The following is a 20,058-nucleotide window of genomic DNA, read 5'->3' on the forward strand; positions in this document are numbered from 1 at the left end:
GTGAGCAGATCAGATGATGCACAAGAACAAGAAGTTGTAGAACGATTGCAGCAACACATGAAAGTGCTGGATGATGCATTTGAGCCGACAAGTATTCCTTCTTTGGGTGCACTTGAAGCCCAAGTCAGGGAACGGAGACAGATTAGACGTCGAGCCAATTGGATCGAGATGATATGTTTCTGGTTGGTTGGATTGCTTGCCATTACCTTCGGGGCATTATTTTTTGTATCTGCTCCAGCTCTATATCTGGGAATCCAGGCTTTAGGTACAGCTGTTGCGGTGATTTTGGCTGTGATCTGGGCCGGACGGCGACGGAAGGAGGTTCGTCATGAATAAATTGCATTATTCATTGGATGAGATTTCTCCACTATGGCTTATATTGCTTGGCATTTTTCTCCTGGTTCAGGGCACATGGATCTTTCAGGACGCACGCAGACGTGGACGTTTCCCGTGGTTATGGGGATTATGGGGCATCACAGGATTTCCCACGCCGCTCATAATATACTGGTTTGTCGTAATTCGATCACAGCGCAAGCCAGGTGCACGTAATCCGAAATAACATCATTTTAAAAATGGAAAAAAAGATTTTGCACAAATATGTTGTTTAATTCTAGTATTCCTAGACATCGTTATTCTTTTCTAGTAGACTATACAAATAAATATTAATGATAGACTACCAGGAGGTTAGACGATGCTGCGATTAGGAGAGAAGGTTGTCATCGTCGCGGATGCGTTTGAGCAGAATCTTCCTGTGGGGGAATATGGTTTCATCATCGCTTATGACCGGAATCCGGACAATGCGTTCGATTACGTGCTTCGAGTGCCGCAGGTGAACCGGAACTTTTTTGTTCCATCCGGCGACGTCGATCTGGAAGAGGTTCTGCTGAAGCAGGAAGCTGAGCGGGTCGAGCGAGAAGCGTTGATAGATTACGCCCTTGCGACACACAATGAGAAGCTGTTTCATCATCTGATGAACGGAGATTTTCAAGCTGTGGAAGAGGAAGAGGAAACCGCGAACGATGTTATGTCACAGGCGGATTTTATAAAGCAGGTTAATCTGCGTGCATGGATCTAGAATTTTAAGAGTCGGCTGATGCCGGCTCTTTTTTATTTTTAAGTTTGATTTTAGCTTCCCGGAAGCCTGTCAGGTCATTTGCATTGAATTGTCGAACTATCTCACCTATAATGAAAAAAGTTATCTTGAGACTTTAGCCCGTTAAACGAGCGATTCGTTTCAGGTCGTTTCGGGAATCAGAACGAATGAAGGAGGCATCCGCTAATGAGTATTTCGAATAATGACGTTCAGCATGTGGCCAAGCTGGCCCGGCTCAACTTGACTGCTGAAGAAGAACAGACCCTGACAGGTCAGCTGAACGCGATTTTAAAATATGCAGAAAAGCTGAATGAGCTGGATACGGAAGACATCGAACCCACCACTCACGTTCTGCACGTAAGCAATGTTATGCGTGAAGATGAGACCAAAGAAAGCCTGTCGATTGAACAGGTGATGCGCAATGCACCGGAAGAAGAAGACGGGCAGTTTAAAGTGCCTGCTGTAATGGAATAACGGATAACCGGAAGGAGGACAAAAACTGTGAGTTTATTTGAACAATCGTTGCCTGAGTTACATAACAAGCTGCATACCAAAGAGCTGTCGGTCAGCGATCTGGTGGAACAGGCGTATCAGAACATTGGCGCGCATGATGATAAAGTTAAGGCATATTTGGCACTGGATGAAGAACAAGCACGCGCTCGTGCACGTCAACTGGATGACCGTCTGGTTAGCGGCGAGGAGAAAGGTTTGCTCTTTGGTCTGCCTGTAGGTATTAAGGATAACATCGTTACGAATGGACTGCGCACGACGTGTGGCAGCCAATTCCTTCGTAATTTCGACCCGGTGTATGACGCGACAGTTGTCGAGAAATTGAAAGCTGCGGACACCGTAACTATTGGTAAACTCAACATGGACGAATTCGCCATGGGTGGCTCCAATGAAAATTCAAGTTTCTCCCCTGTACGTAATCCATGGGCACTCGATCGTGTTCCAGGAGGTTCCAGCGGTGGTTCTGCAGCAGCTGTGGCAGCGGGAGAAGCATATTTCACTCTTGGATCAGATACAGGTGGTTCTATCAGACAGCCTGCTTCGTATTGCGGTGTTGTTGGATTGAAGCCAACGTACGGACTTGTTTCCCGCTTTGGATTGGTAGCATTTGCATCTTCCCTGGATCAGATTGGACCTTTGACGAAAAATGTTGAAGATTCTGCTTATGTATTGCAAGCCATTGCTGGATATGACGCCAAAGATTCGACTTCTGCAAAAGTAGAGATCCCGGATTATTTGAGCGGACTGACAGGTGACGTCAAAGGGCTTCGCATTGCTGTTCCGAAGGAATACATCGGTGAAGGCGTCGATCCACAAGTGAAGGAAACAGTTTTGTCTGCATTGAAAGTTCTTGAAGGACTCGGGGCAACATGGGAAGAAGTATCCCTTCCGCATACCGAATATGCGGTGGCTACGTATTACCTGCTGGCTTCTTCAGAGGCTTCTTCCAACTTGGCTCGATTTGATGGTGTACGTTATGGCGTGCGTGCAGACAATCCGGATAACTTGCTGGATCTGTACCATCAGTCCCGCAGTCAAGGGTTTGGTCCGGAAGTGAAACGACGTATCATGCTTGGAACATATGCACTCAGCTCGGGTTACTATGATGCCTATTATCTGAAAGCACAGAAGGTACGTACATTGATCAAACAGGATTTCGACAATGTATTTGCCAAATATGATGTCATTATTGGACCAACTGCGCCAACTACGGCGTTCAAACTGGGTTCACAGGTGGATGATCCACTTACGATGTATCTGAACGATATTTTGACTATTCCGGTTAACCTTGCTGGTGTACCTGCTGTTAGCATTCCATGTGGATTCTCGGATGGATTGCCTGTTGGCCTGCAGATTATCGGTAAAGCCTTTGATGAAACAACCGTATTGCGTGTAGCGCATGCGTTTGAACAAAATACAGAATTCCACAAGCAGCGTCCGCAGCTGTAGACTGCCCGGAACGGAGGAATATAGAAATGTCCGCATCTAAATATGAAACGGTCGTTGGACTTGAAGTCCACGTGGAGTTGCATACCAACTCCAAAATATTCTGCGGCTGCTCCACAGCTTTTGGAGCTCCGCCGAATACGCATACCTGCCCAGTCTGTCTCGGACATCCGGGCGTACTGCCTGTCCTGAATCGTCAGGCGGTAGACTACGCCATGAAGGCAGCGATGGCCCTGAATTGTACGATTGCTGATGTCAGCAAGTTTGACCGTAAAAACTACTTTTACCCCGATTCACCAAAAGCTTATCAGATCTCGCAATTTGATCAACCGATCGGTGAGAACGGCTGGATTGATATCGAAGTGAATGGTGAAACGAAACGAATTGGCATCACACGTCTTCACTTGGAAGAAGATGCAGGGAAGCTTACACATATCGATGGCGGATACGCGTCTTTGGTGGACTTCAACCGTGTCGGTACTCCACTGGTGGAGATTGTATCCGAACCTGAGATTTCCTCTCCGGAAGAAGCACGTGCGTATCTTGAAAAATTGCGTGCAATCATGCAGTACTGTGATGTATCGGACGTGAAGATGGAAGAAGGTTCACTGCGTTGTGACGCCAACATCAGTTTGCGTCCACATGGACAGGAGAAGCTGGGAACAAGAGCTGAGCTGAAAAACATGAACTCCTTCCGTGGTGTGCAGCGTGGTCTCGAATATGAACAATATCGTCAGGCTGAAATTCTGGATGATGGCGGTGAAGTGGTTCAGGAGACGCGTCGCTGGGACGAAGCTCAAGGAAAAACACTGTCGATGCGTGGTAAGGAACAAGCGCATGACTACCGTTATTTCCCGGACCCGGATCTCGTGAAGCTGCATATTGATGAAGCCTGGAAAGAGCGCATCAAAGCTACCATACCTGAGCTCCCAGACGAACGTAAAGCTCGTTATACGGCTGATTACGGATTGCCTAGCTATGATGCAGAGGTTATTACTTCATCCAAGGCTATAGCTGATCTTTTCGAAGATAGCTTGAAATTCACTCAGGATGCCAAATCCGTATCCAACTGGATCATGGGCGACTTGCTGGGTTACCTGAATACGAGCAATCTTGAGGTGACTCAGGTCCCACTGACAGGTCAAGGTTTGGGTGAGATGATCGGACTGCTGGAGAAGGGCACCATTAACAGCAAAATCGCCAAAACGGTATTCAAGGAAATGCTGGAGAGCGGCAAGCTTCCACAGCAGATCGTTGAAGAGAAGGGTCTTGTGCAGATTAGTGATGAAGGTGCCATTCTTGCCATCGTTGAGCAGGTTGTAGCGAATAATCCTCAATCCGTGGAAGACTATAAAGCTGGTAAACAAAAAGCCATTGGCTTCCTTGTTGGTCAGGTTATGAAAGAAAGTAAAGGCAAGGCGAATCCCGCTCTAGCCAACCAACTGCTTGCAGATGTACTGAACCGCTAATCCTTCCGGTGAGGCCGGACAGAAAGAGGCTCGTCCCTGTGACAGCCTCTTTTTAGTATTGATAGATACAAATGTATTTCGGACGGGGGAACGGATATGAACATTCAACCATTGTCACTGAGTGATCTGGAGACGTTGGGACAGTTATGGAGACTACAACATGTAGCTTATCGATTGGAAGCCGAAATCATCGGATTTCAGGAGATTCCTCCTTTGATGGATACGATGGAGACACTTCGGGATTGTGGAGAGAGTTTTTATGGTTGTATCCATGATGACGGAGAGCTTATCGGGGCTGTCGCTGTAGCGGAGGAAGAGGAGAATACACTGACCATTACACGAATGATGGTGCACCCGGATCACTTTCGTAAGGGAATTGCGGCATCTTTGATGACGTATGTGTTGGAACAGCATGCGGATCTTCCGCGTTATATCGTCTCCACAGGAACGTTGAATCAACCCGCAGTGAATCTGTACACCAAATTTGGTTTTAATCCCGTGGAGGTCACACAGATTGCACCTGGAGTGGAATTAACGACTTTTCACAAGAATAAACTTTAATAATATTAACAACTTGAGGAGGAATACCGACTTTGGGCGATCCCTGGTTCATTGATGAGTGGCACATTTTATTACGATTATTGCTGGCTATGCTGCTTGGAGGGCTCGTAGGCCTGGAGCGGGAACGGTCCAATCATGCTGCTGGTTTGCGTACCCATATCCTGGTATGTCTTGGCTCTGCACTGATTATGATGTTATCTGTTTATGGCTTTAAAGATTTTGCTAATGAATTAAACGTAAGGATCGATCCAGCGCGTCTGGCTACTGCTGTAATTACTGGTGTCGGATTCCTGGGAGCGGGGACAATTCTCTTCACGGGAAAATCCATTACCGGACTGACTACAGCAGCTTCAATCTGGGTTGTTGCAGCCATTGGGCTCGCAGCAGGTGCGGGATTCTTTTTTGCCTCTATCGTATCAACCGTTCTGGTATTGCTTAATCTCTGGGTCTTTAACAAATTAGAGCTGAGGTATCTACGAGGGAACAAGATGCATGTCGTTACACTTCATACCTTGTCAGAACCCGGTTTTCTCGAACAACTGTCTTCATGTATGGAGCAGGAGAAGATCAAAATTCGTAAAATTACCGTGAATGAACAAGACTTGGCATATGCAGAGATGATATCGGTTGAACGCAAAATTGAGATTGTGCTGCATGTCCAGGTACCGCATGATTTCGAAACAGTAGGGCTTGTATCTAAGTTAAGACAGTGGGAACACGTGACCAAGGTGTCGATCGAATAAATGAATTACAACCCTCCACAGGCCAGTAGTGCCGGAGGGTTTTTGGTCATATCCATATTTCTTCCAGTTACTCTCCTTGCTCTTTAGGGTACTATCTAACCAAATGAATGAAGAGCGGAAGGTCAGATCAGAAGAGAGGAGTATGTTATGAAACGGAGACGTCAATTGAACAAAAAGTCCCGTTCAGTCCAGGCCAAACCGGTCAGGAATCGGACTCACAAGTTTATTGCGGGATTACTGAGTGCCATTATTCCTGGTCTGGGTCATATTTATCTGAGATTGTACATGAGAGGTTTGACCTTTATGCTGCTGGTTTTGCTTGATCTGTCAGCAGTATTGTACTTCTCATCCATTGGAATACAGATCAATGTGCCATTGCTCATCTTACTGGCTTTGTGTATCCCGGTTATTTACTTTTACAATGTATATGATGTGTTGCAATCTGCAGATTGGGTCATGATGCGCAGACGTAGAGCAGTAACCCAGGCAACTTCGGACAAGCCGATATCCAATGAACGTTCTACACGAGATGCAATGATGGTCTGGGAGAGAGGCATATCGTTTGGATTACTTCTGATTGTGGGAGGGTCTTTGATGGTGCTGTTTTTCCGCAAACCACGTTGGTTTCAAGAGATTCTCGCCATGTACGGTGGATATTCATTTGCGGTTCTCATGATCGTAGGCGGTTTGCTTCTGTTTGGTCGTGAGTTCTGGGTTATGTTGAACAAGAAAAAAATGTAGTGGAAACGACACAAGGAGGGAACGTGATGAACCGTAAAGTCCGGGTTGGCCGCTATACGGCTGCCGCCTTAATCATAGCGGTCGGTGTGCTGTTGATTTTGGATAAACGGTGGGGAACTGACTATGTATATGAGATGGTGGACTGGTGGCCATTTTTGCTCGTTGTTTTAGGTGTTGAGTATATTGTGCTGTTCCTGTGGACACGCAGAAAAAACAAGGTGCAATCGGATAACCCGAGCAATCCTGATGAGCAAATCAAAGTACGTTTCAGACCCGATGCCAAAGGCATTCTAACCTCATTGATTTTGGCTGCTTCCGTATTTATCGTCACCGAGCAGGATCACTACATGCACTTATGGAATAGAGTGAGTCTAAATCTCGGAGCGGCATCCATGGACTACAGTCAAGCGGCAGGATATATGGAGGATAAGGGCACGATTCGTGTACCTGTTCGCATGGATACGTCGGATATTGTGGTCGAAGGTGTCAACGGAGATATCTCGGTACAACGCGGAGATACGGATGAGATTGAAGTACGGACGGTGATCTGGGTAGATCAGACGACGGAAGTACAGGCAAAGGCCGTTGCAGCAGCCTCTTTTGTAGAGGCCGATGGTACAAAAGTAATTTATATCAAAGCTACAGGCAAGACGTATGGAGACAATGAAAAAACGCAGCCACGGATGAATCTTACCATTACGATCCCGGATGATCGTCGTTTTAATCTGGATATTCGAACTTCCAATGGAGCCATATTATTAAACCGTCCGGAAGCCATTAGTACCATACTGGCCGAAACGGGTAATGGACGTATCCGGATTACCAATGCTGTTGGAGATATCTCCGGGAAAACGTTGAACGGGGATGTCATTGTAGCCAACGCCATAGGTAATGTCGATCTGGACAGTAACCGTGGAGATATGAAGGCTCGCGGTATTTCCGGCGATGTAGATCTTGCTACACAAGTGGGAAGTATCAGTATTGCGGACTCCGTTGGTGAATTCATCGCAGAGACACGCAACGGCAATATTACGCTGGATGGAGCCAATCTGGGAATCAAAGCCCAATCGCTTAATGGCAGCATTAACATCGTATCTACCAAAGTCGGAGGGGACTGGGATGTGTACAGTGCGGTGGGAGCCATTAACGTATTACTTCCTGATCGTGGAGACTACAGTCTTGCGGGTTCCAGCAGTTATGGAGATCTAAGTACGGATCTGCCGTTCAAAGTACAGAATAAAACCATAGAAGGCCAGCTCGGTGAGGGCGAGTACAGGGTGAAAATTGAAGGCAACAGTGATCTCACCATTCAGAGCAACCCGGCTGTATCTACGCCTGAAACAGTTACACCTGATTCTGAAGATACGGCTGAGAATCTGGAACAGACTACCGAGGACGGACCAAATTCCCAGCAGGATTCTACAGAGGTTCCTTGACTGCCGCGTTGACAATAAACTTGTAATCGCCGTACAATAAATGTACACTGGCAAGATTACACGGCATGAAAGATGGATTGTCGTTCTTAATGGCCGGGAATCAACTCTGAGCGAGGAGACAGTAACTTACTCTTCACCAGAGAATGAAAGGTAAGGCGGTGGGTTTTATGGCAACACGTGTCCAACATGCGTTGGAGCATCTGAAAACGACCGGTGTCCGTATTACACCCCAGCGTCATGCCATATTGAACTATCTGATGGAATCCATGGGGCATCCGACAGCCGATGAAATTTACCGAGCCCTTGAACCCCAATTTCCCAGTATGAGCGTGGCAACGGTATATAATAATTTGAAGATGTTTCTGGAAGCTGGCATGGTCCGGGAATTGACATACGGAGATAATTCAAGTCGCTTCGATGCCAATGTGACGGATCATTATCATGTTATCTGTGATCAATGCGGCAAGATTGAAGACTTCAGCTATCCTTCACTCAAAAGTGTAGAGCTTCAGGCGGAGTCTAGTACAGGATTCGAAGTACACGGTCACCGATTGGAAGTATATGGTGTTTGCAAAAGTTGCAGGGATTAAGAGAGTTGAATTACAATATTAACGTGCAGAATTCAGTATGGATTCTTCACGTTTTTTTTTAGCATTTATGCAAAATGCTCATCTTTATAACAACTTATGCGCACATCCTTATGATCAGCATAATTAACGGAGGTAGACGTTTGGGTAGAAAAAGCAGATATACACGTCAGAAGCGACGTTCATTTTGGCCCGGTTTTCTCGGGGCTTGTCTGATCGCCGGGGGGGCTTACTGGCTTATAACAAATGTATGGTTGAACCAGACCCATGAAGACCCCGACTGGGTAGGAAGAAGCCAGCCTATTTTTGTAGATGGGCAACTGATGGATGGAGACGCTCTGGGTACAGGAGATCAACTCAAGTTGCCTGTAGATGTGCTGCAAGAAGCGATTGATGCAGGCATACGTTATGAATCAGAATCGGGAGATATCATTATTGCCTCTCCTCAAAGAGTCCTTCATATGAAAGATGGAAGCACCCAAGCAGAACTTAATCACAAAGATTATCCCATGACAGTTAAGCCTGAGGTTAAGGACGGAGAAGCCTATATTCCGCTCAAACCTTTGAAAGAAGTATATGGCATAACCGTACAGGAAGATTCAGTAACAGGTGCTGTGCTGCTGATGCGTGGAGGAGACATGATTCAGTATGCAGAGATTGATACATTATCATCCAAAGCGGACAAGACCGTGCCGTTATATAAACGTGGGGGAGAATCCTCACCAATCATTGCCGACATGGAAAAGGATGCAAGGTTACGTGTATGGCAGACGGGGGATAAACAGAGTTTTGTTCAACTCGATAATGGATATGCCGGATATGTAGATAATGATTATATTGTCCTCACTGAGAAAAAGAAGGTGGACTTGCCCAAGTATACGCTGACTGCAGCAGAGAAGAAGTGGCAGAATAAACCGGTAAATCTGGTTTGGGAAGCCGTGTACAATCGTCAGCCTGATGTGGGCTCTATCGGTAAAATGCCTGGTGTGAATGTGGTCAGCCCCACATGGTTTCATATTACGGATGGACAGGGCACTGTGAAAAGCAAGGGAAACCAAGCTTACGTGAACTGGGCTCACCGTTCGGGTATGGAAGTATGGGGACTCATGGATAACAGCTTTGACCCGGACGTTACAAAAGAAGCTGTAGCTTCTTACGAGACACGCACGCATATTATCGAGCAGATGTTAGAGTATGCACAGACGTATCAACTGGATGGTATCAACATCGACTTTGAGAACGTGTATACCGATGACGGGCCTAACATTACGCAATTTGTGCGCGAGATCAAGGCGATGGCACGTATACATGGTTTGATGTTATCAATCGATGTAACACCAAAATCGAACAGTGAGATGTGGTCTGCTTTTCTGGATCGCCGTGCATTAGGTTCTTTTGCAGACTATGTTATTGTGATGGCTTATGATGAACATTGGGCGGCCAGTCCCAAGGCAGGTTCGGTAGCATCTCTGCCTTGGACCGAGGCTTCCATGAGACGTATACTTGAGGAGGATGAAGTCCCTTCTAACAAGTTGATCATGGCGGTTCCACTCTATACCCGGATATGGACGGAAGAGACGAATGATCAGGGTGAGGTTAAAGTGTCTTCCAAAGCGGTGGGCATGAATACCATTGTGGAGCTGATCCAAGAGAAGAAACTCAAACCTGAACTGGATCAGGCAAGTGGACAGAACTATGTGGAATATAAGGAAGACGGAGCTACCAAGAAAATATGGATCGAAGATGCCGTGTCCCTTCAGGCACGTGTGGATTTGATTGCTTCGTTGAAGCTGGGCGGAGTAGCAGCATGGAATCGGAGTTTTGCTAATGCCTCTGCATGGGAGGTATTAAAGCAGGCTGGTTACCAGAAATAATTTACTGGAACTCAGAGTGTCTGATTGCTTTAATTTATTTTCGCTAAGCTAAAAGTTTCTCCTTGGGTACCATCATACGTGCAGTCTACCACTTTATTGGTCGTAGAACTTATAACTTAACTTCATATTTTAGCTATTGATAACAGCAATAAGGGCTCACTTATAAACCAAGTCCAAAAAAGGTCCGGTAAACATACCGGGCCTTTTTTTGTTCTTCAATGAAATTAAGGGAAAAGACATTTAGCGGTTGGAGATCATATCGTGCTAACCATCGGTGGGGGGAGCTTGTGTAGAAGGCGCTTTCAGTTGTTGACTGGTCATGTTGGCTTTATTAGGGTCCAGGGTGAGGATGGTATGACAGAACATACACCGATCCGTTTTGCCAAGCATTTTGGTTAACTTCCCGCATTCCGGACAGTCGACTTGTACTGCGCTGGTGGAGAGCATACCCGCCCAGAAATAAATGGCTAGACTGGCCATCATGGCAATCAGTCCGATGACGAGCCCTACAGCTGCGAAGACCTTGCCTGCATGTCCCCAGAAAACAATCCCGGCTGTTCCCAGTATCATTAGGCCCATACCTAGCATGGTCAGTAGTAATCCCCAAGTGCGAAAAGCATTAATTTTTGCTGATTTAAAAATCATGAAAAATGCTCCTATCGTATGAGTAGTATTGGACCTGGAAAAGAAGGAAACTTCAGTCTGGATGTAGAATTACATTATAACTGACTTGGCGCTTATCTGCCATGAAATGTATGGAGGGAATCGTGGAATTAAAGAACCTTGCTTTTTTGTCCGAACAGTCGGAAGAGACAGGGGCAGTTGGGGCTATCGCTTATTCCCACCCGGGAGAGCGATTCCACGGCTCCCTAATTCAAGATTTCGAATTATTAGTACTTGTTGTTCATAATGATGATCAATTGAAGTCGGCAGTGGGACATTACAGATATGGTGATCTTCGTTATCAGATGATCTATGCAAGCCGTCATGAATTAAAGAGTAGTGTAGTTACCGGGAATCATAATAATCTCACCCAGTGTCTGATTGAAGGTGAGATTATCTGGGAAGCGGACAGCGCTTTAAGTGATTTGCGAGAAGAACTGTCTACCTTTGGGGCAGAATTGCGTGAGCAGAAGCTACTACATGAATTCACCAGTTTCTTGAGAATGTATGTGGAGGCCAAACGTCATATTCAGGAAGGTCATGTTGTAGACGCCTACTACAATGTATTAGAGGCACTGGGGAACTGGGCAAGAATTGTATTGATTGAACAGGGGATATACCCGGATCATGCCGTCTGGACACATGTGCAGAATCTGGATCGCGCTTTATGGAAATTATATCAAGAGCTTACCGTAAGCTCGGAGACGCTGGAGCAGCGAGTGGAGCTTGTCCTGCTTGCCTGTGAGTTTTCGGTAATGTCCAAAATGAGTGAATGCTCAGAACTGCTGCTGCGTGTGTTAAGAAGTCGCAAGGAGCCGTGGAGCATGAATGAACTTGTTCATCATCCGCAGTTAAGATTTGTTCGAGAAGATCTGCCTTTGGTTATACGTAAGCTGGTCTTTCGTTCTATAGTAAAAGAATCGGCAGGATGGCCATCGATCGAAGGAGAGGGCCGGGAGATTCGGTATTGGATTGAGGCATAACCTTCTTCAGAAGCCTGACATTATATTGATCACATAAGGGAGGGGAAACCTTCCTTTTTTGTTTGTTTAATAATTTATAAAAAGATGTTGACTCTCATTCACGATATATGATACATTATATTTCGTTCCTCAAACGAGATTATCGCCAACAAACGATACATTCTTCAGAGGAAAAGTGAAGAACTAAAGCTTCAAAAAAAGAAATTAAAAAAAAGTTCTTGACGAAAACAAACGAAATGTGTTACATTATTTAAGTCGCCGCCGAAACTTGGTTGAGACGAAAAAGAAGTGAAATAAATCGTGTTTGATCTTTGAAAACTGAACAACGAGTGAGTAAATATTCTGCTTGCAGAATGAACGCGAAAGTTGGAGACAAGCCTTGGCTTGGATCGACTGGAGCACAAATGAGATTTTTAATCTCGTCAGATTCAAAATGAGCTTATCGCTCTTTTCAATACTTTATTGGAGAGTTTGATCCTGGCTCAGGACGAACGCTGGCGGCATGCCTAATACATGCAAGTCGAGCGGAGTTGATAGGAAGCTTGCTTCCTTGATACTTAGCGGCGGACGGGTGAGTAACACGTAGGCAACCTGCCCTCAAGTTTGGGACAACTACCGGAAACGGTAGCTAATACCGAATAGTTGTTTTCTTCGCCTGAAGAGAACTGGAAAGACGGAGCAATCTGTCACTTGGGGATGGGCCTGCGGCGCATTAGCTAGTTGGTGAGGTAACGGCTCACCAAGGCGACGATGCGTAGCCGACCTGAGAGGGTGATCGGCCACACTGGGACTGAGACACGGCCCAGACTCCTACGGGAGGCAGCAGTAGGGAATCTTCCGCAATGGGCGAAAGCCTGACGGAGCAATGCCGCGTGAGTGATGAAGGTTTTCGGATCGTAAAGCTCTGTTGCCAGGGAAGAACGCTTGGGAGAGTAACTGCTCTCAAGGTGACGGTACCTGAGAAGAAAGCCCCGGCTAACTACGTGCCAGCAGCCGCGGTAATACGTAGGGGGCAAGCGTTGTCCGGAATTATTGGGCGTAAAGCGCGCGCAGGCGGTCATTTAAGTCTGGTGTTTAATCCCGGGGCTCAACCCCGGATCGCACTGGAAACTGGGTGACTTGAGTGCAGAAGAGGAGAGTGGAATTCCACGTGTAGCGGTGAAATGCGTAGATATGTGGAGGAACACCAGTGGCGAAGGCGACTCTCTGGGCTGTAACTGACGCTGAGGCGCGAAAGCGTGGGGAGCAAACAGGATTAGATACCCTGGTAGTCCACGCCGTAAACGATGAGTGCTAGGTGTTAGGGGTTTCGATACCCTTGGTGCCGAAGTTAACACATTAAGCACTCCGCCTGGGGAGTACGGTCGCAAGACTGAAACTCAAAGGAATTGACGGGGACCCGCACAAGCAGTGGAGTATGTGGTTTAATTCGAAGCAACGCGAAGAACCTTACCAGGTCTTGACATCCCTCTGATCGATGCAGAGATGTATCTTTCCTTCGGGACAGAGGAGACAGGTGGTGCATGGTTGTCGTCAGCTCGTGTCGTGAGATGTTGGGTTAAGTCCCGCAACGAGCGCAACCCTTATATTTAGTTGCCAGCACTTCGGGTGGGCACTCTAGATAGACTGCCGGTGACAAACCGGAGGAAGGTGGGGATGACGTCAAATCATCATGCCCCTTATGACCTGGGCTACACACGTACTAAAGTCGGAATTGCTAGTAATCGCGGATCAGCATGCCGCGGTGAATACGTTCCCGGGTCTTGTACACACCGCCCGTCACACCACGAGAGTTTATAACACCCGAAGTCGGTGGGGTAACCGCAAGGAGCCAGCCGCCGAAGGTGGGATAGATGATTGGGGTGAAGTCGTAACAAGGTAGCCGTATCGGAAGGTGCGGCTGGATCACCTCCTTTCTATGGAGAATCGTTTCCTGCAACGGAAACATTCAAATATGCAGCTTAGCTGCAAAACACTCACTCGTTGTTCGGTTTTGAGAGCTCAAACTCTCAAACAGCTTGCTTTTGCATGGAGCTTGTTCTTTGAAAACTAGATATCGAAACGAAACAAACGCGAATTAGAACATTCCTTTTTAGCTGAACTTGTGTTAAACAAGTTTCAATAAAAACGGTAGATTGCACGTACGATGGTATCGAATGGGAGCGACTTTTGGCTTTGCGCAAGCAAAACAAGGGAAGCGAGCAGTCGAAACCGGAGCACGAGGTTAAGCTACTAAGAGCACACGGAGGATGCCTAGGCGCTAGGAGCCGATGAAGGACGTGGCGAACAACGAAACTGCCTCGGGGAGCTGTAAGCAAGCTTTGATCCGGGGGTGTCCGAATGGGGAAACCCAGCTGGGGTAATTTCCAGTTACTCACAACTGAATACATAGGTTGTGTAGAGGCATACCAGGGGAACTGAAACATCTAAGTACCCTGAGGAAGAGAAAACAATAGTGATTCCGTCAGTAGCGGCGAGCGAACGCGGAGAAGCCCAAACCAAAGAGCTTGCTCTTTGGGGTTGTGGGACGTCTCACATGGAGTTACAAAGGAACCGGTTAAGCGAAGAGGTCTGGAAAGGCCCGCCAAAGAAGGTAAAAGCCCTGTAGTTGAAAGTCTGTTCCCTCCGAGACGGATCCCGAGTAGTGCGGGGCACGTGAAACCCCGTATGAATCCGGCAGGACCATCTGCCAAGGCTAAATACTTCCTAGCGACCGATAGTGAAGCAGTACCGTGAGGGAAAGGTGAAAAGCACCCCGGAAGGGGAGTGAAATAGAACCTGAAACCGTGTGCTTACAAAAAGTCAGAGCCCGTTTTAGGGGTGATGGCGTGCCTTTTGTAGAATGAACCGGCGAGTTACGTTCCCGTGCAAGGTTAAGGTGAAGAGCCGGAGCCGCAGCGAAAGCGAGTCTGAATAGGGCGAATGAGTACGTGGACGTAGACCCGAAACCGGGTGATCTACCCCTGTCCAGGGTGAAGGTGCGGTAACACGCACTGGAGGCCCGAACCCACGCATGTTGAAAAATGCGGGGATGAGGTGGGGGTAGCGGAGAAATTCCAATCGAACTCGGAGATAGCTGGTTCTCCCCGAAATAGCTTTAGGGCTAGCCTCGGAAAACAGAGTCGTGGAGGTAGAGCACTGATTGGGTGCGGGGCCCGCAAGGGTTACCAAGCTCAGTCAAACTCCGAATGCCATAGACTTACTTCCGGGAGTCAGACAGTGAGTGCTAAGATCCATTGTCAAAAGGGAAACAGCCCAGACCATCAGCTAAGGTCCCCAAGTGTGTGTTAAGTGGGAAAGGATGTGGAGTTGCACAGACAACCAGGATGTTGGCTTAGAAGCAGCCATCATTTAAAGAGTGCGTAATAGCTCACTGGTCGAGTGACTCTGCGCCGAAAATGTAACGGGGCTAAACACACCACCGAAGCTATGGCTTGATGCTTTGCATCAGGGGTAGGGGAGCGTTGTATAAGGGTTGAAGGTGTACCGTAAGGAGCGCTGGACATTATACAAGTGAGAATGCCGGTATGAGTAACGAAAAGATCAGTGAGAATCTGATCCGCCGAAAGCCTAAGGGTTCCTGAGGAAGGCTCGTCCGCTCAGGGTAAGTCGGGACCTAAGGCGAGGCCGAAAGGCGTAGTCGAAGGACAACAGGTCGAAATTCCTGTACCACCGTAAGCCGTTATGAGCAATGGGGGGACGCAGTAGGGTAGTGACGCGGACTGATGGATGTCCGTCTAAGCAGTGAGGCTGATGTGTAGGCAAATCCGCACATCGTAAGGCTGAGCTGTGATGGGGAGCGAAAATTATAGTAGCGAAGGTCATGATCTCACACTGCCAAGAAAAGCCTCTAGCCAGGTGAAGGTGCCCGTACCGCAAACCGACACAGGTAGGCGAGAAGAGTATTCTAAGGCGCGCGGAAGAACTCTCGTTAAGGAACTCGGCAAAATGACCCCGTAACTTCGGGAGAAGGGGTGCCCCGGTAGTGTGAATAGCACGAGGGGGCCGCAGTGAAAAGGCCCAAGCGACTGTTTAGCAAAAACACAGGTCTGTGCGAAGCCGTAAGGCGAAGTATACGGGCTGACGCCTGCCCGGTGCTGGAAGGTTAAGGGGAGTGGTTAGGGACTAGTCCCGAAGCTGTGAACCGAAGCCCCAGTAAACGGCGGCCGTAACTATAACGGTCCTAAGGTAGCGAAATTCCTTGTCAGGTAAATTCTGACCCGCACGAATGGCGTAACGACTTGGGCGCTGTCTCAACGAGAGATCCGGTGAAATTTTAATACCTGTGAAGATGCAGGTTACCCGCGACAAGACGGAAAGACCCCATGGAGCTTTACTGCAGCTTGATATTGAATTTGGGTACGATCTGTACAGGATAGGTGGGAGCCTTTGAAACGTGAGCGCCAGCTTGCGTGGAGGCAACGTTGGGATACCACCCTGATCGTATCTAGGTTCTAACCTGGTACCGTAATCCGGTGCGGGGACAGTGTCAGGTGGGCAGTTTGACTGGGGCGGTCGCCTCCTAAAGAGTAACGGAGGCGCCCAAAGGTTCCCTCAGAATGGTTGGAAATCATTCGAAGAGTGCAAAGGCATAAGGGAGCTTGACTGCGAGACCTACAAGTCGAGCAGGGACGAAAGTCGGGCTTAGTGATCCGGTGGTACCGCATGGAAGGGCCATCGCTCAACGGATAAAAGCTACCCTGGGGATAACAGGCTTATCTCCCCCAAGAGTCCACATCGACGGGGAGGTTTGGCACCTCGATGTCGGCTCATCGCATCCTGGGGCTGAAGTAGGTCCCAAGGGTTGGGCTGTTCGCCCATTAAAGCGGTACGCGAGCTGGGTTCAGAACGTCGTGAGACAGTTCGGTCCCTATCTGTCGTGGGCGTAGGAAATTTGAGAGGAGCTGTCCTTAGTACGAGAGGACCGGGATGGACGTACCGCTGGTGTACCAGTTGTTCCGCCAGGAGCACCGCTGGGTAGCTATGTACGGACGGGATAAACGCTGAAAGCATCTAAGCGTGAAGCCCCCCTCAAGATGAGATTTCCCAGTATGTAAGACCCCTTGAAGACGACGAGGTAGATAGGCTGGGGGTGGAAGTGCAGCAATGCATGGAGCTGACCAGTACTAATCGGTCGAGGGCTTATCCAATAGCAAGTTGTAATTCGCATGTTTCGTTTCGAATCTAGTTTTCAGAGAACGATCTCTGAATCATATTCCCTGATAGCTCAGTTGGTAGAGCACTCGACTGTTAATCGAGTTGTCACAGGTTCGAGCCCTGTTCGGGGAGCCATATGGAGAGGTGTCCGAGCTGGCCGAAGGAGCACGATTGGAAATCGTGTAGGCGTCACAAGCGTCTCGAGGGTTCGAATCCCTCTCTCTCCGCCATAATATTAAGGCCCGTTGGTCAAGGGGTTAAGACACCTCCCTTTCACGGAGGTAACAGGGGTTCGAATCCCCTACGGGTCATAATAACTTCAAAAAAAAGAAGTTGATTTTTACAACAAGATTATGATATGATCATAAATGTGTTGTTCGGAGGCTTAGCTCAGCTGGGAGAGCATCTGCCTTACAAGCAGAGGGTCGGGGGTTCGATCCCCTCAGCCTCCACCATATAAACTTTATAACGACGCGGGGTGGAGCAGCCCGGTAGCTCGTCGGGCTCATAACCCGAAGGCCGCAGGTTCAAATCCTGCCCCCGCAATTATGCTTTCCTTTGAGAAAGTAATCTGGAACCGTGGTGTAGTTGGCCTAACATGCCTGCCTGTCACGCAGGAGATCGCGGGTTCGAATCCCGTCGGTTCCGCCATTTAATCTTTACATGAGGCAAACTGTTCACTACATCTGCTGTATGGCACTGATGCCCTATATAAAGTGTAAGGAATTAAGATTAGACTTTATTATGGCTCGGTAGCTCAGTCGGTAGAGCAGAGGACTGAAAATCCTCGTGTCGGCGGTTCGATTCCGTCCCGAGCCACCATTCTTAAAACAATTTAATATGCCGGTGTAGCTCAACTGGTAGAGCAACTGACTTGTAATCAGTAGGTTGGGGGTTCAAGTCCTCTCGCCGGCACCATGTAATCCTGGAGGATTAGCGAAGTGGCCAAACGCATCAGACTGTAAATCTGCTCCCGTACGGGTTCGGTGGTTCGAATCCATCATCCTCCACCAGTTTTTAGGGGCATAGTTTAAAGGTAGAACAACGGTCTCCAAAACCGTTGGTGTGGGTTCAATTCCTGCTGCCCCTGCCAATTAACTTTTTAGAAAATAACCTTTTGTGGCGATCGTGGCGAAGTGGTTAACGCACCGGTTTGTGGATCCGGCATTCGGGGGTTCAATTCCCCTCGATCGCCCCTTTGTTTTTTCATTTTTTATTGGGGATTAGCCAAGCGGTAAGGCAACGGACTTTGACTCCGTCATGCATAGGTTCAAATCCTATATCCCCAGCCATTATGCGGACGTGGCTCAGCGGTAGAGCATCGCCTTGCCAAGGCGAGGGTCGCGGGTTCGATTCCCGTCGTCCGCTCCAAAATATGGCGCCATAGCCAAGTGGTAAGGCACAGCTCTGCAAAAGCTTTATCCCCAGTTCGAATCTGGGTGGCGCCTCCAGCATATGCCGGCGTGGCGGAATGGCAGACGCGCTCGACTCAAAATCGAGTGGGAAACCGTGGAGGTTCGAGTCCTCTCGCCGGTATATTGAATAGCCCTACATGTTGCTTATGCAATGTGTAGGGTTATTTTTATTTTATATAAATTGATTTTTGTATTGTAAGGATGGTTGGACGTTAATAAAGATTGACGTATGATTATATTAAGTATATTGTAGATAAGTAAAGTCTTTAATATGGAGGAGTGAAGTAGAGTGACTAATGGAAAAAATGTATTAGATACCGATCTGTTATTTGATCTTTCTGTATGGGAAGAGGCATGGAAGAATCGTCCGAGAAGTTCAAAATATAAGAAGAAATTTGAACGGTGGGCCAGAGATTATCATGCACAGTCGTTCACCGAAGAAGGAAAGCAGCGTTCTGAACGCATTATGGGCTGGATTGAAAACCAGGGTGTGGAATTCGCAGGGTTATCCATTTTGGACATTGGAGCCGCTTCAGGCATATTTACCATTCCTTTTGCAGAAAAGGGGGCAAGTGTGACCGCAGTTGAGCCTTCTGAGTTGCTTGTCTCCCTTATGAAAGAGACGATACCTTCAGCTCTGGAATCCAAAATCGAAATCGTAAACGAACGATATGAGGAAATCTCTATTCAGGATAAAGGCTGGGAGAAGAAATATGACTTTGCATTTGCATCCATGTGTCCAGCGATGTCGGATTGGGAAACGATTGAGCAGGCGATCAATTGTGCCCGGAAGTATGTGTATATAAGTACTATGGCGGGACAGAAGGAACACACACTAATGGATGAACTTAAGGATGTACTGGGTGTAACTTCTTCACATAAGGTCGGTGATCTGGGGTATATCCAACAGTTGCTGTATTTGAAGGGTTATTCTTATACGATGATCATTACGAGAGAAGTTAACTCATTTGAAGTACCAGTGGAAGAGATTATCGAGAAGCTGCCAGAATGGCTTAATACGTATGAGTTACCATCGGATGAAGATTCTCTCAGACTGGCTGAGAAGTACATTAGGGATACGTACAAGGATAGTACGGTGACCTTCTCACGTGGAGGAAGATTTGGTAAAATTCTAATTCAACTTGAACAGCCCAATATGAAAACAGTTCGCACTAAGGATAAGCGATAAATCGCATAAGCGTGGCACGTGTAATGATAATCAGGAATTGAGACAGAGACAATGTAGTCTAACGTCTAAGATGACACTAGGAAGCATCACAACGCTGTGCCAAAAGATGAACGGTTGAAACATATGAAGTTAAGATTGCAGAAGTAAAGTTGTAATTGAAGGGAGCAGGTTATGTGCTCCCTCTTTTTTTA

Annotated in this window: 15 protein-coding genes, 15 tRNA genes and 2 rRNA genes; 31 read left to right on the forward strand and 1 reads right to left on the reverse strand. The window is 47.5% G+C overall.

All coding sequences use genetic code 11. The features are described from left to right. The 12 genes from QF041_RS25535 (at nt 1) to QF041_RS25590 (ending at nt 10,460) form a co-directional block, all read left to right on the forward strand. Nucleotides 1–336, forward strand: a complete 336-nt coding sequence (locus tag QF041_RS25535) for a YxlC family protein (RefSeq protein ID WP_307416127.1) — start codon at nt 1–3, stop codon at nt 334–336. Next, nucleotides 329–559 carry a sigmaY antisigma factor component gene (locus tag QF041_RS25540; protein WP_307416129.1) on the forward strand — a complete coding sequence of 77 codons (231 nt, stop codon included), beginning with the start codon at nt 329–331 and terminating at the stop codon, nt 557–559. The genes QF041_RS25535 and QF041_RS25540 overlap by 8 nt, the downstream gene beginning before the upstream one ends. A 132-nt stretch (nt 560–691) precedes the next feature. Then, the gene (locus QF041_RS25545) at nt 692–1,075 is read left to right on the forward strand and encodes a hypothetical protein (RefSeq protein WP_024631336.1); all 384 of its coding nucleotides are present in this window, start codon (nt 692–694) and stop codon (nt 1,073–1,075) included. A 204-nt stretch (nt 1,076–1,279) separates the two neighbouring features. Continuing rightward, on the forward strand, nt 1,280–1,567 hold the full coding sequence (gene gatC / locus QF041_RS25550) for an Asp-tRNA(Asn)/Glu-tRNA(Gln) amidotransferase subunit GatC (RefSeq protein WP_036607033.1): 288 nt from the start codon (nt 1,280–1,282) through the stop codon (nt 1,565–1,567). A gap of 27 nt (nt 1,568–1,594) precedes the next feature. After that, nucleotides 1,595–3,052 (forward strand): Asp-tRNA(Asn)/Glu-tRNA(Gln) amidotransferase subunit GatA, encoded by a 1,458-nt coding sequence (gene gatA, locus QF041_RS25555; protein ID WP_307416131.1) that lies wholly within the window; start codon nt 1,595–1,597, stop codon nt 3,050–3,052. 26 nt (nt 3,053–3,078) lie between these two features. Next, on the forward strand, nt 3,079–4,518 hold the full coding sequence (gene gatB / locus QF041_RS25560; RefSeq protein WP_221820832.1) for an Asp-tRNA(Asn)/Glu-tRNA(Gln) amidotransferase subunit GatB: 1,440 nt from the start codon (nt 3,079–3,081) through the stop codon (nt 4,516–4,518). Between the two features lie 96 nt (nt 4,519–4,614). After that, complete coding sequence (locus QF041_RS25565; RefSeq protein WP_036607041.1) at nt 4,615–5,079, forward strand: GNAT family N-acetyltransferase; 465 nt, start codon at nt 4,615–4,617, stop codon at nt 5,077–5,079. Between the two features lie 32 nt (nt 5,080–5,111). Further along, nucleotides 5,112–5,822, forward strand: a complete 711-nt coding sequence (locus tag QF041_RS25570) for an MgtC/SapB family protein (RefSeq protein WP_076212609.1) — start codon at nt 5,112–5,114, stop codon at nt 5,820–5,822. Nucleotides 5,823–5,969: 147 nt separating this feature from the next. After that, nucleotides 5,970–6,563 (forward strand): hypothetical protein, encoded by a 594-nt coding sequence (locus QF041_RS25575; RefSeq protein ID WP_307416132.1) that lies wholly within the window; start codon nt 5,970–5,972, stop codon nt 6,561–6,563. 26 nt (nt 6,564–6,589) lie between these two features. Beyond that, nucleotides 6,590–7,999 (forward strand): DUF4097 family beta strand repeat-containing protein, encoded by a 1,410-nt coding sequence (locus QF041_RS25580; RefSeq protein WP_307416133.1) that lies wholly within the window; start codon nt 6,590–6,592, stop codon nt 7,997–7,999. 167 nt (nt 8,000–8,166) lie between these two features. Next, nucleotides 8,167–8,589: a peroxide-responsive transcriptional repressor PerR gene (perR, locus tag QF041_RS25585; RefSeq protein WP_026081471.1), complete on the forward strand. Its 423-nt coding sequence runs from the start codon at nt 8,167–8,169 to the stop codon at nt 8,587–8,589. Nucleotides 8,590–8,729: 140 nt separating this feature from the next. Beyond that, nucleotides 8,730–10,460 carry a glycosyl hydrolase family 18 protein gene (locus QF041_RS25590; RefSeq protein ID WP_307416134.1) on the forward strand — a complete coding sequence of 577 codons (1,731 nt, stop codon included), beginning with the start codon at nt 8,730–8,732 and terminating at the stop codon, nt 10,458–10,460. Between the two features lie 264 nt (nt 10,461–10,724). Here the strand turns inward: QF041_RS25590 and QF041_RS25595 are convergent, their stop codons facing one another. Beyond that, a complete protein-coding gene (locus QF041_RS25595) occupies nt 10,725–11,105 on the reverse strand; it encodes a DUF2614 family zinc ribbon-containing protein (RefSeq protein ID WP_017692307.1) in 381 nt (126 codons plus the stop codon). A gap of 122 nt (nt 11,106–11,227) precedes the next feature. Between QF041_RS25595 and QF041_RS25600 the strand changes: the two genes are divergently transcribed. The 19 genes from QF041_RS25600 (at nt 11,228) to QF041_RS25690 (ending at nt 19,867) form a co-directional block, all read left to right on the forward strand. Continuing rightward, a complete protein-coding gene (locus QF041_RS25600; protein WP_240768309.1) occupies nt 11,228–12,106 on the forward strand; it encodes a nucleotidyltransferase-like protein in 879 nt (292 codons plus the stop codon). Nucleotides 12,107–12,565: 459 nt separating this feature from the next. Beyond that, nucleotides 12,566–14,022 (forward strand): 16S ribosomal RNA (locus QF041_RS25605). A 306-nt stretch (nt 14,023–14,328) separates the two neighbouring features. After that, nucleotides 14,329–17,256: ribosomal RNA gene (locus QF041_RS25610) — 23S ribosomal RNA — on the forward strand. The 16S and 23S rRNA genes sit together here with 15 tRNA genes alongside, the layout of an rRNA operon. Nucleotides 17,257–17,322: 66 nt before the next feature. Beyond that, nucleotides 17,323–17,398 (forward strand) — tRNA-Asn (locus QF041_RS25615). 3 nt (nt 17,399–17,401) lie between these two features. Then, nucleotides 17,402–17,493 (forward strand) — tRNA-Ser (locus tag QF041_RS25620). A 9-nt stretch (nt 17,494–17,502) separates the two neighbouring features. Continuing rightward, nucleotides 17,503–17,574, forward strand: a tRNA-Glu gene (locus QF041_RS25625). A gap of 68 nt (nt 17,575–17,642) precedes the next feature. Next, a tRNA-Val gene (locus QF041_RS25630) sits at nt 17,643–17,718 on the forward strand. Between the two features lie 17 nt (nt 17,719–17,735). Beyond that, nucleotides 17,736–17,809: transfer RNA gene (locus QF041_RS25635), tRNA-Met, on the forward strand. 27 nt (nt 17,810–17,836) lie between these two features. Beyond that, nucleotides 17,837–17,914, forward strand: a tRNA-Asp gene (locus tag QF041_RS25640). Nucleotides 17,915–18,009: 95 nt separating this feature from the next. Further along, nucleotides 18,010–18,085 (forward strand) — tRNA-Phe (locus tag QF041_RS25645). Nucleotides 18,086–18,105: 20 nt separating this feature from the next. Further along, nucleotides 18,106–18,181: transfer RNA gene (locus QF041_RS25650), tRNA-Thr, on the forward strand. Nucleotides 18,182–18,190: 9 nt separating this feature from the next. Next, nucleotides 18,191–18,276, forward strand: a tRNA-Tyr gene (locus tag QF041_RS25655). Nucleotides 18,277–18,282: 6 nt separating this feature from the next. After that, nucleotides 18,283–18,356 (forward strand) — tRNA-Trp (locus QF041_RS25660). Nucleotides 18,357–18,385: 29 nt separating this feature from the next. Next, nucleotides 18,386–18,458, forward strand: a tRNA-His gene (locus QF041_RS25665). Between the two features lie 22 nt (nt 18,459–18,480). Further along, a tRNA-Gln gene (locus tag QF041_RS25670) sits at nt 18,481–18,555 on the forward strand. Between the two features lie 4 nt (nt 18,556–18,559). Then, a tRNA-Gly gene (locus QF041_RS25675) sits at nt 18,560–18,634 on the forward strand. A gap of 6 nt (nt 18,635–18,640) precedes the next feature. Further along, nucleotides 18,641–18,714: transfer RNA gene (locus QF041_RS25680), tRNA-Cys, on the forward strand. 6 nt (nt 18,715–18,720) lie between these two features. Next, a tRNA-Leu gene (locus QF041_RS25685) sits at nt 18,721–18,799 on the forward strand. Nucleotides 18,800–18,967: 168 nt separating this feature from the next. After that, entirely contained in the window at nt 18,968–19,867 is a 900-nt protein-coding gene (locus QF041_RS25690; protein ID WP_307416136.1) for a class I SAM-dependent methyltransferase, read from the forward strand. The last annotated feature ends 191 nt before the right edge of the window (nt 19,868–20,058 follow it).

The sequence above is a fragment of the Paenibacillus sp. W2I17 genome (assembly GCF_030815985.1).
In the GTDB taxonomy this organism is placed as follows: domain Bacteria; phylum Bacillota; class Bacilli; order Paenibacillales; family Paenibacillaceae; genus Paenibacillus.

What these genes read in the sequence shown, in the direction of transcription:
- QF041_RS25540 (WP_307416129.1), top strand. Translation starts at nt 329, where the DNA reads ATGAATAAATTGCATTATTCATTGGATGAGATTTCTCCACTATGGCTT.
- QF041_RS25545 (WP_024631336.1), top strand. Translation starts at nt 692, where the DNA reads ATGCTGCGATTAGGAGAGAAGGTTGTCATCGTCGCGGATGCGTTTGAG.
- gatC (WP_036607033.1), top strand. Translation starts at nt 1,280, where the DNA reads ATGAGTATTTCGAATAATGACGTTCAGCATGTGGCCAAGCTGGCCCGG.
- gatB (WP_221820832.1), top strand. Translation starts at nt 3,079, where the DNA reads ATGTCCGCATCTAAATATGAAACGGTCGTTGGACTTGAAGTCCACGTG.
- QF041_RS25565 (WP_036607041.1), top strand. Translation starts at nt 4,615, where the DNA reads ATGAACATTCAACCATTGTCACTGAGTGATCTGGAGACGTTGGGACAG.
- QF041_RS25575 (WP_307416132.1), top strand. Translation starts at nt 5,970, where the DNA reads ATGAAACGGAGACGTCAATTGAACAAAAAGTCCCGTTCAGTCCAGGCC.
- QF041_RS25580 (WP_307416133.1), top strand. Translation starts at nt 6,590, where the DNA reads ATGAACCGTAAAGTCCGGGTTGGCCGCTATACGGCTGCCGCCTTAATC.
- perR (WP_026081471.1), top strand. Translation starts at nt 8,167, where the DNA reads ATGGCAACACGTGTCCAACATGCGTTGGAGCATCTGAAAACGACCGGT.
- QF041_RS25595 (WP_017692307.1), bottom strand. Translation starts at nt 11,105, where the DNA reads ATGATTTTTAAATCAGCAAAAATTAATGCTTTTCGCACTTGGGGATTA.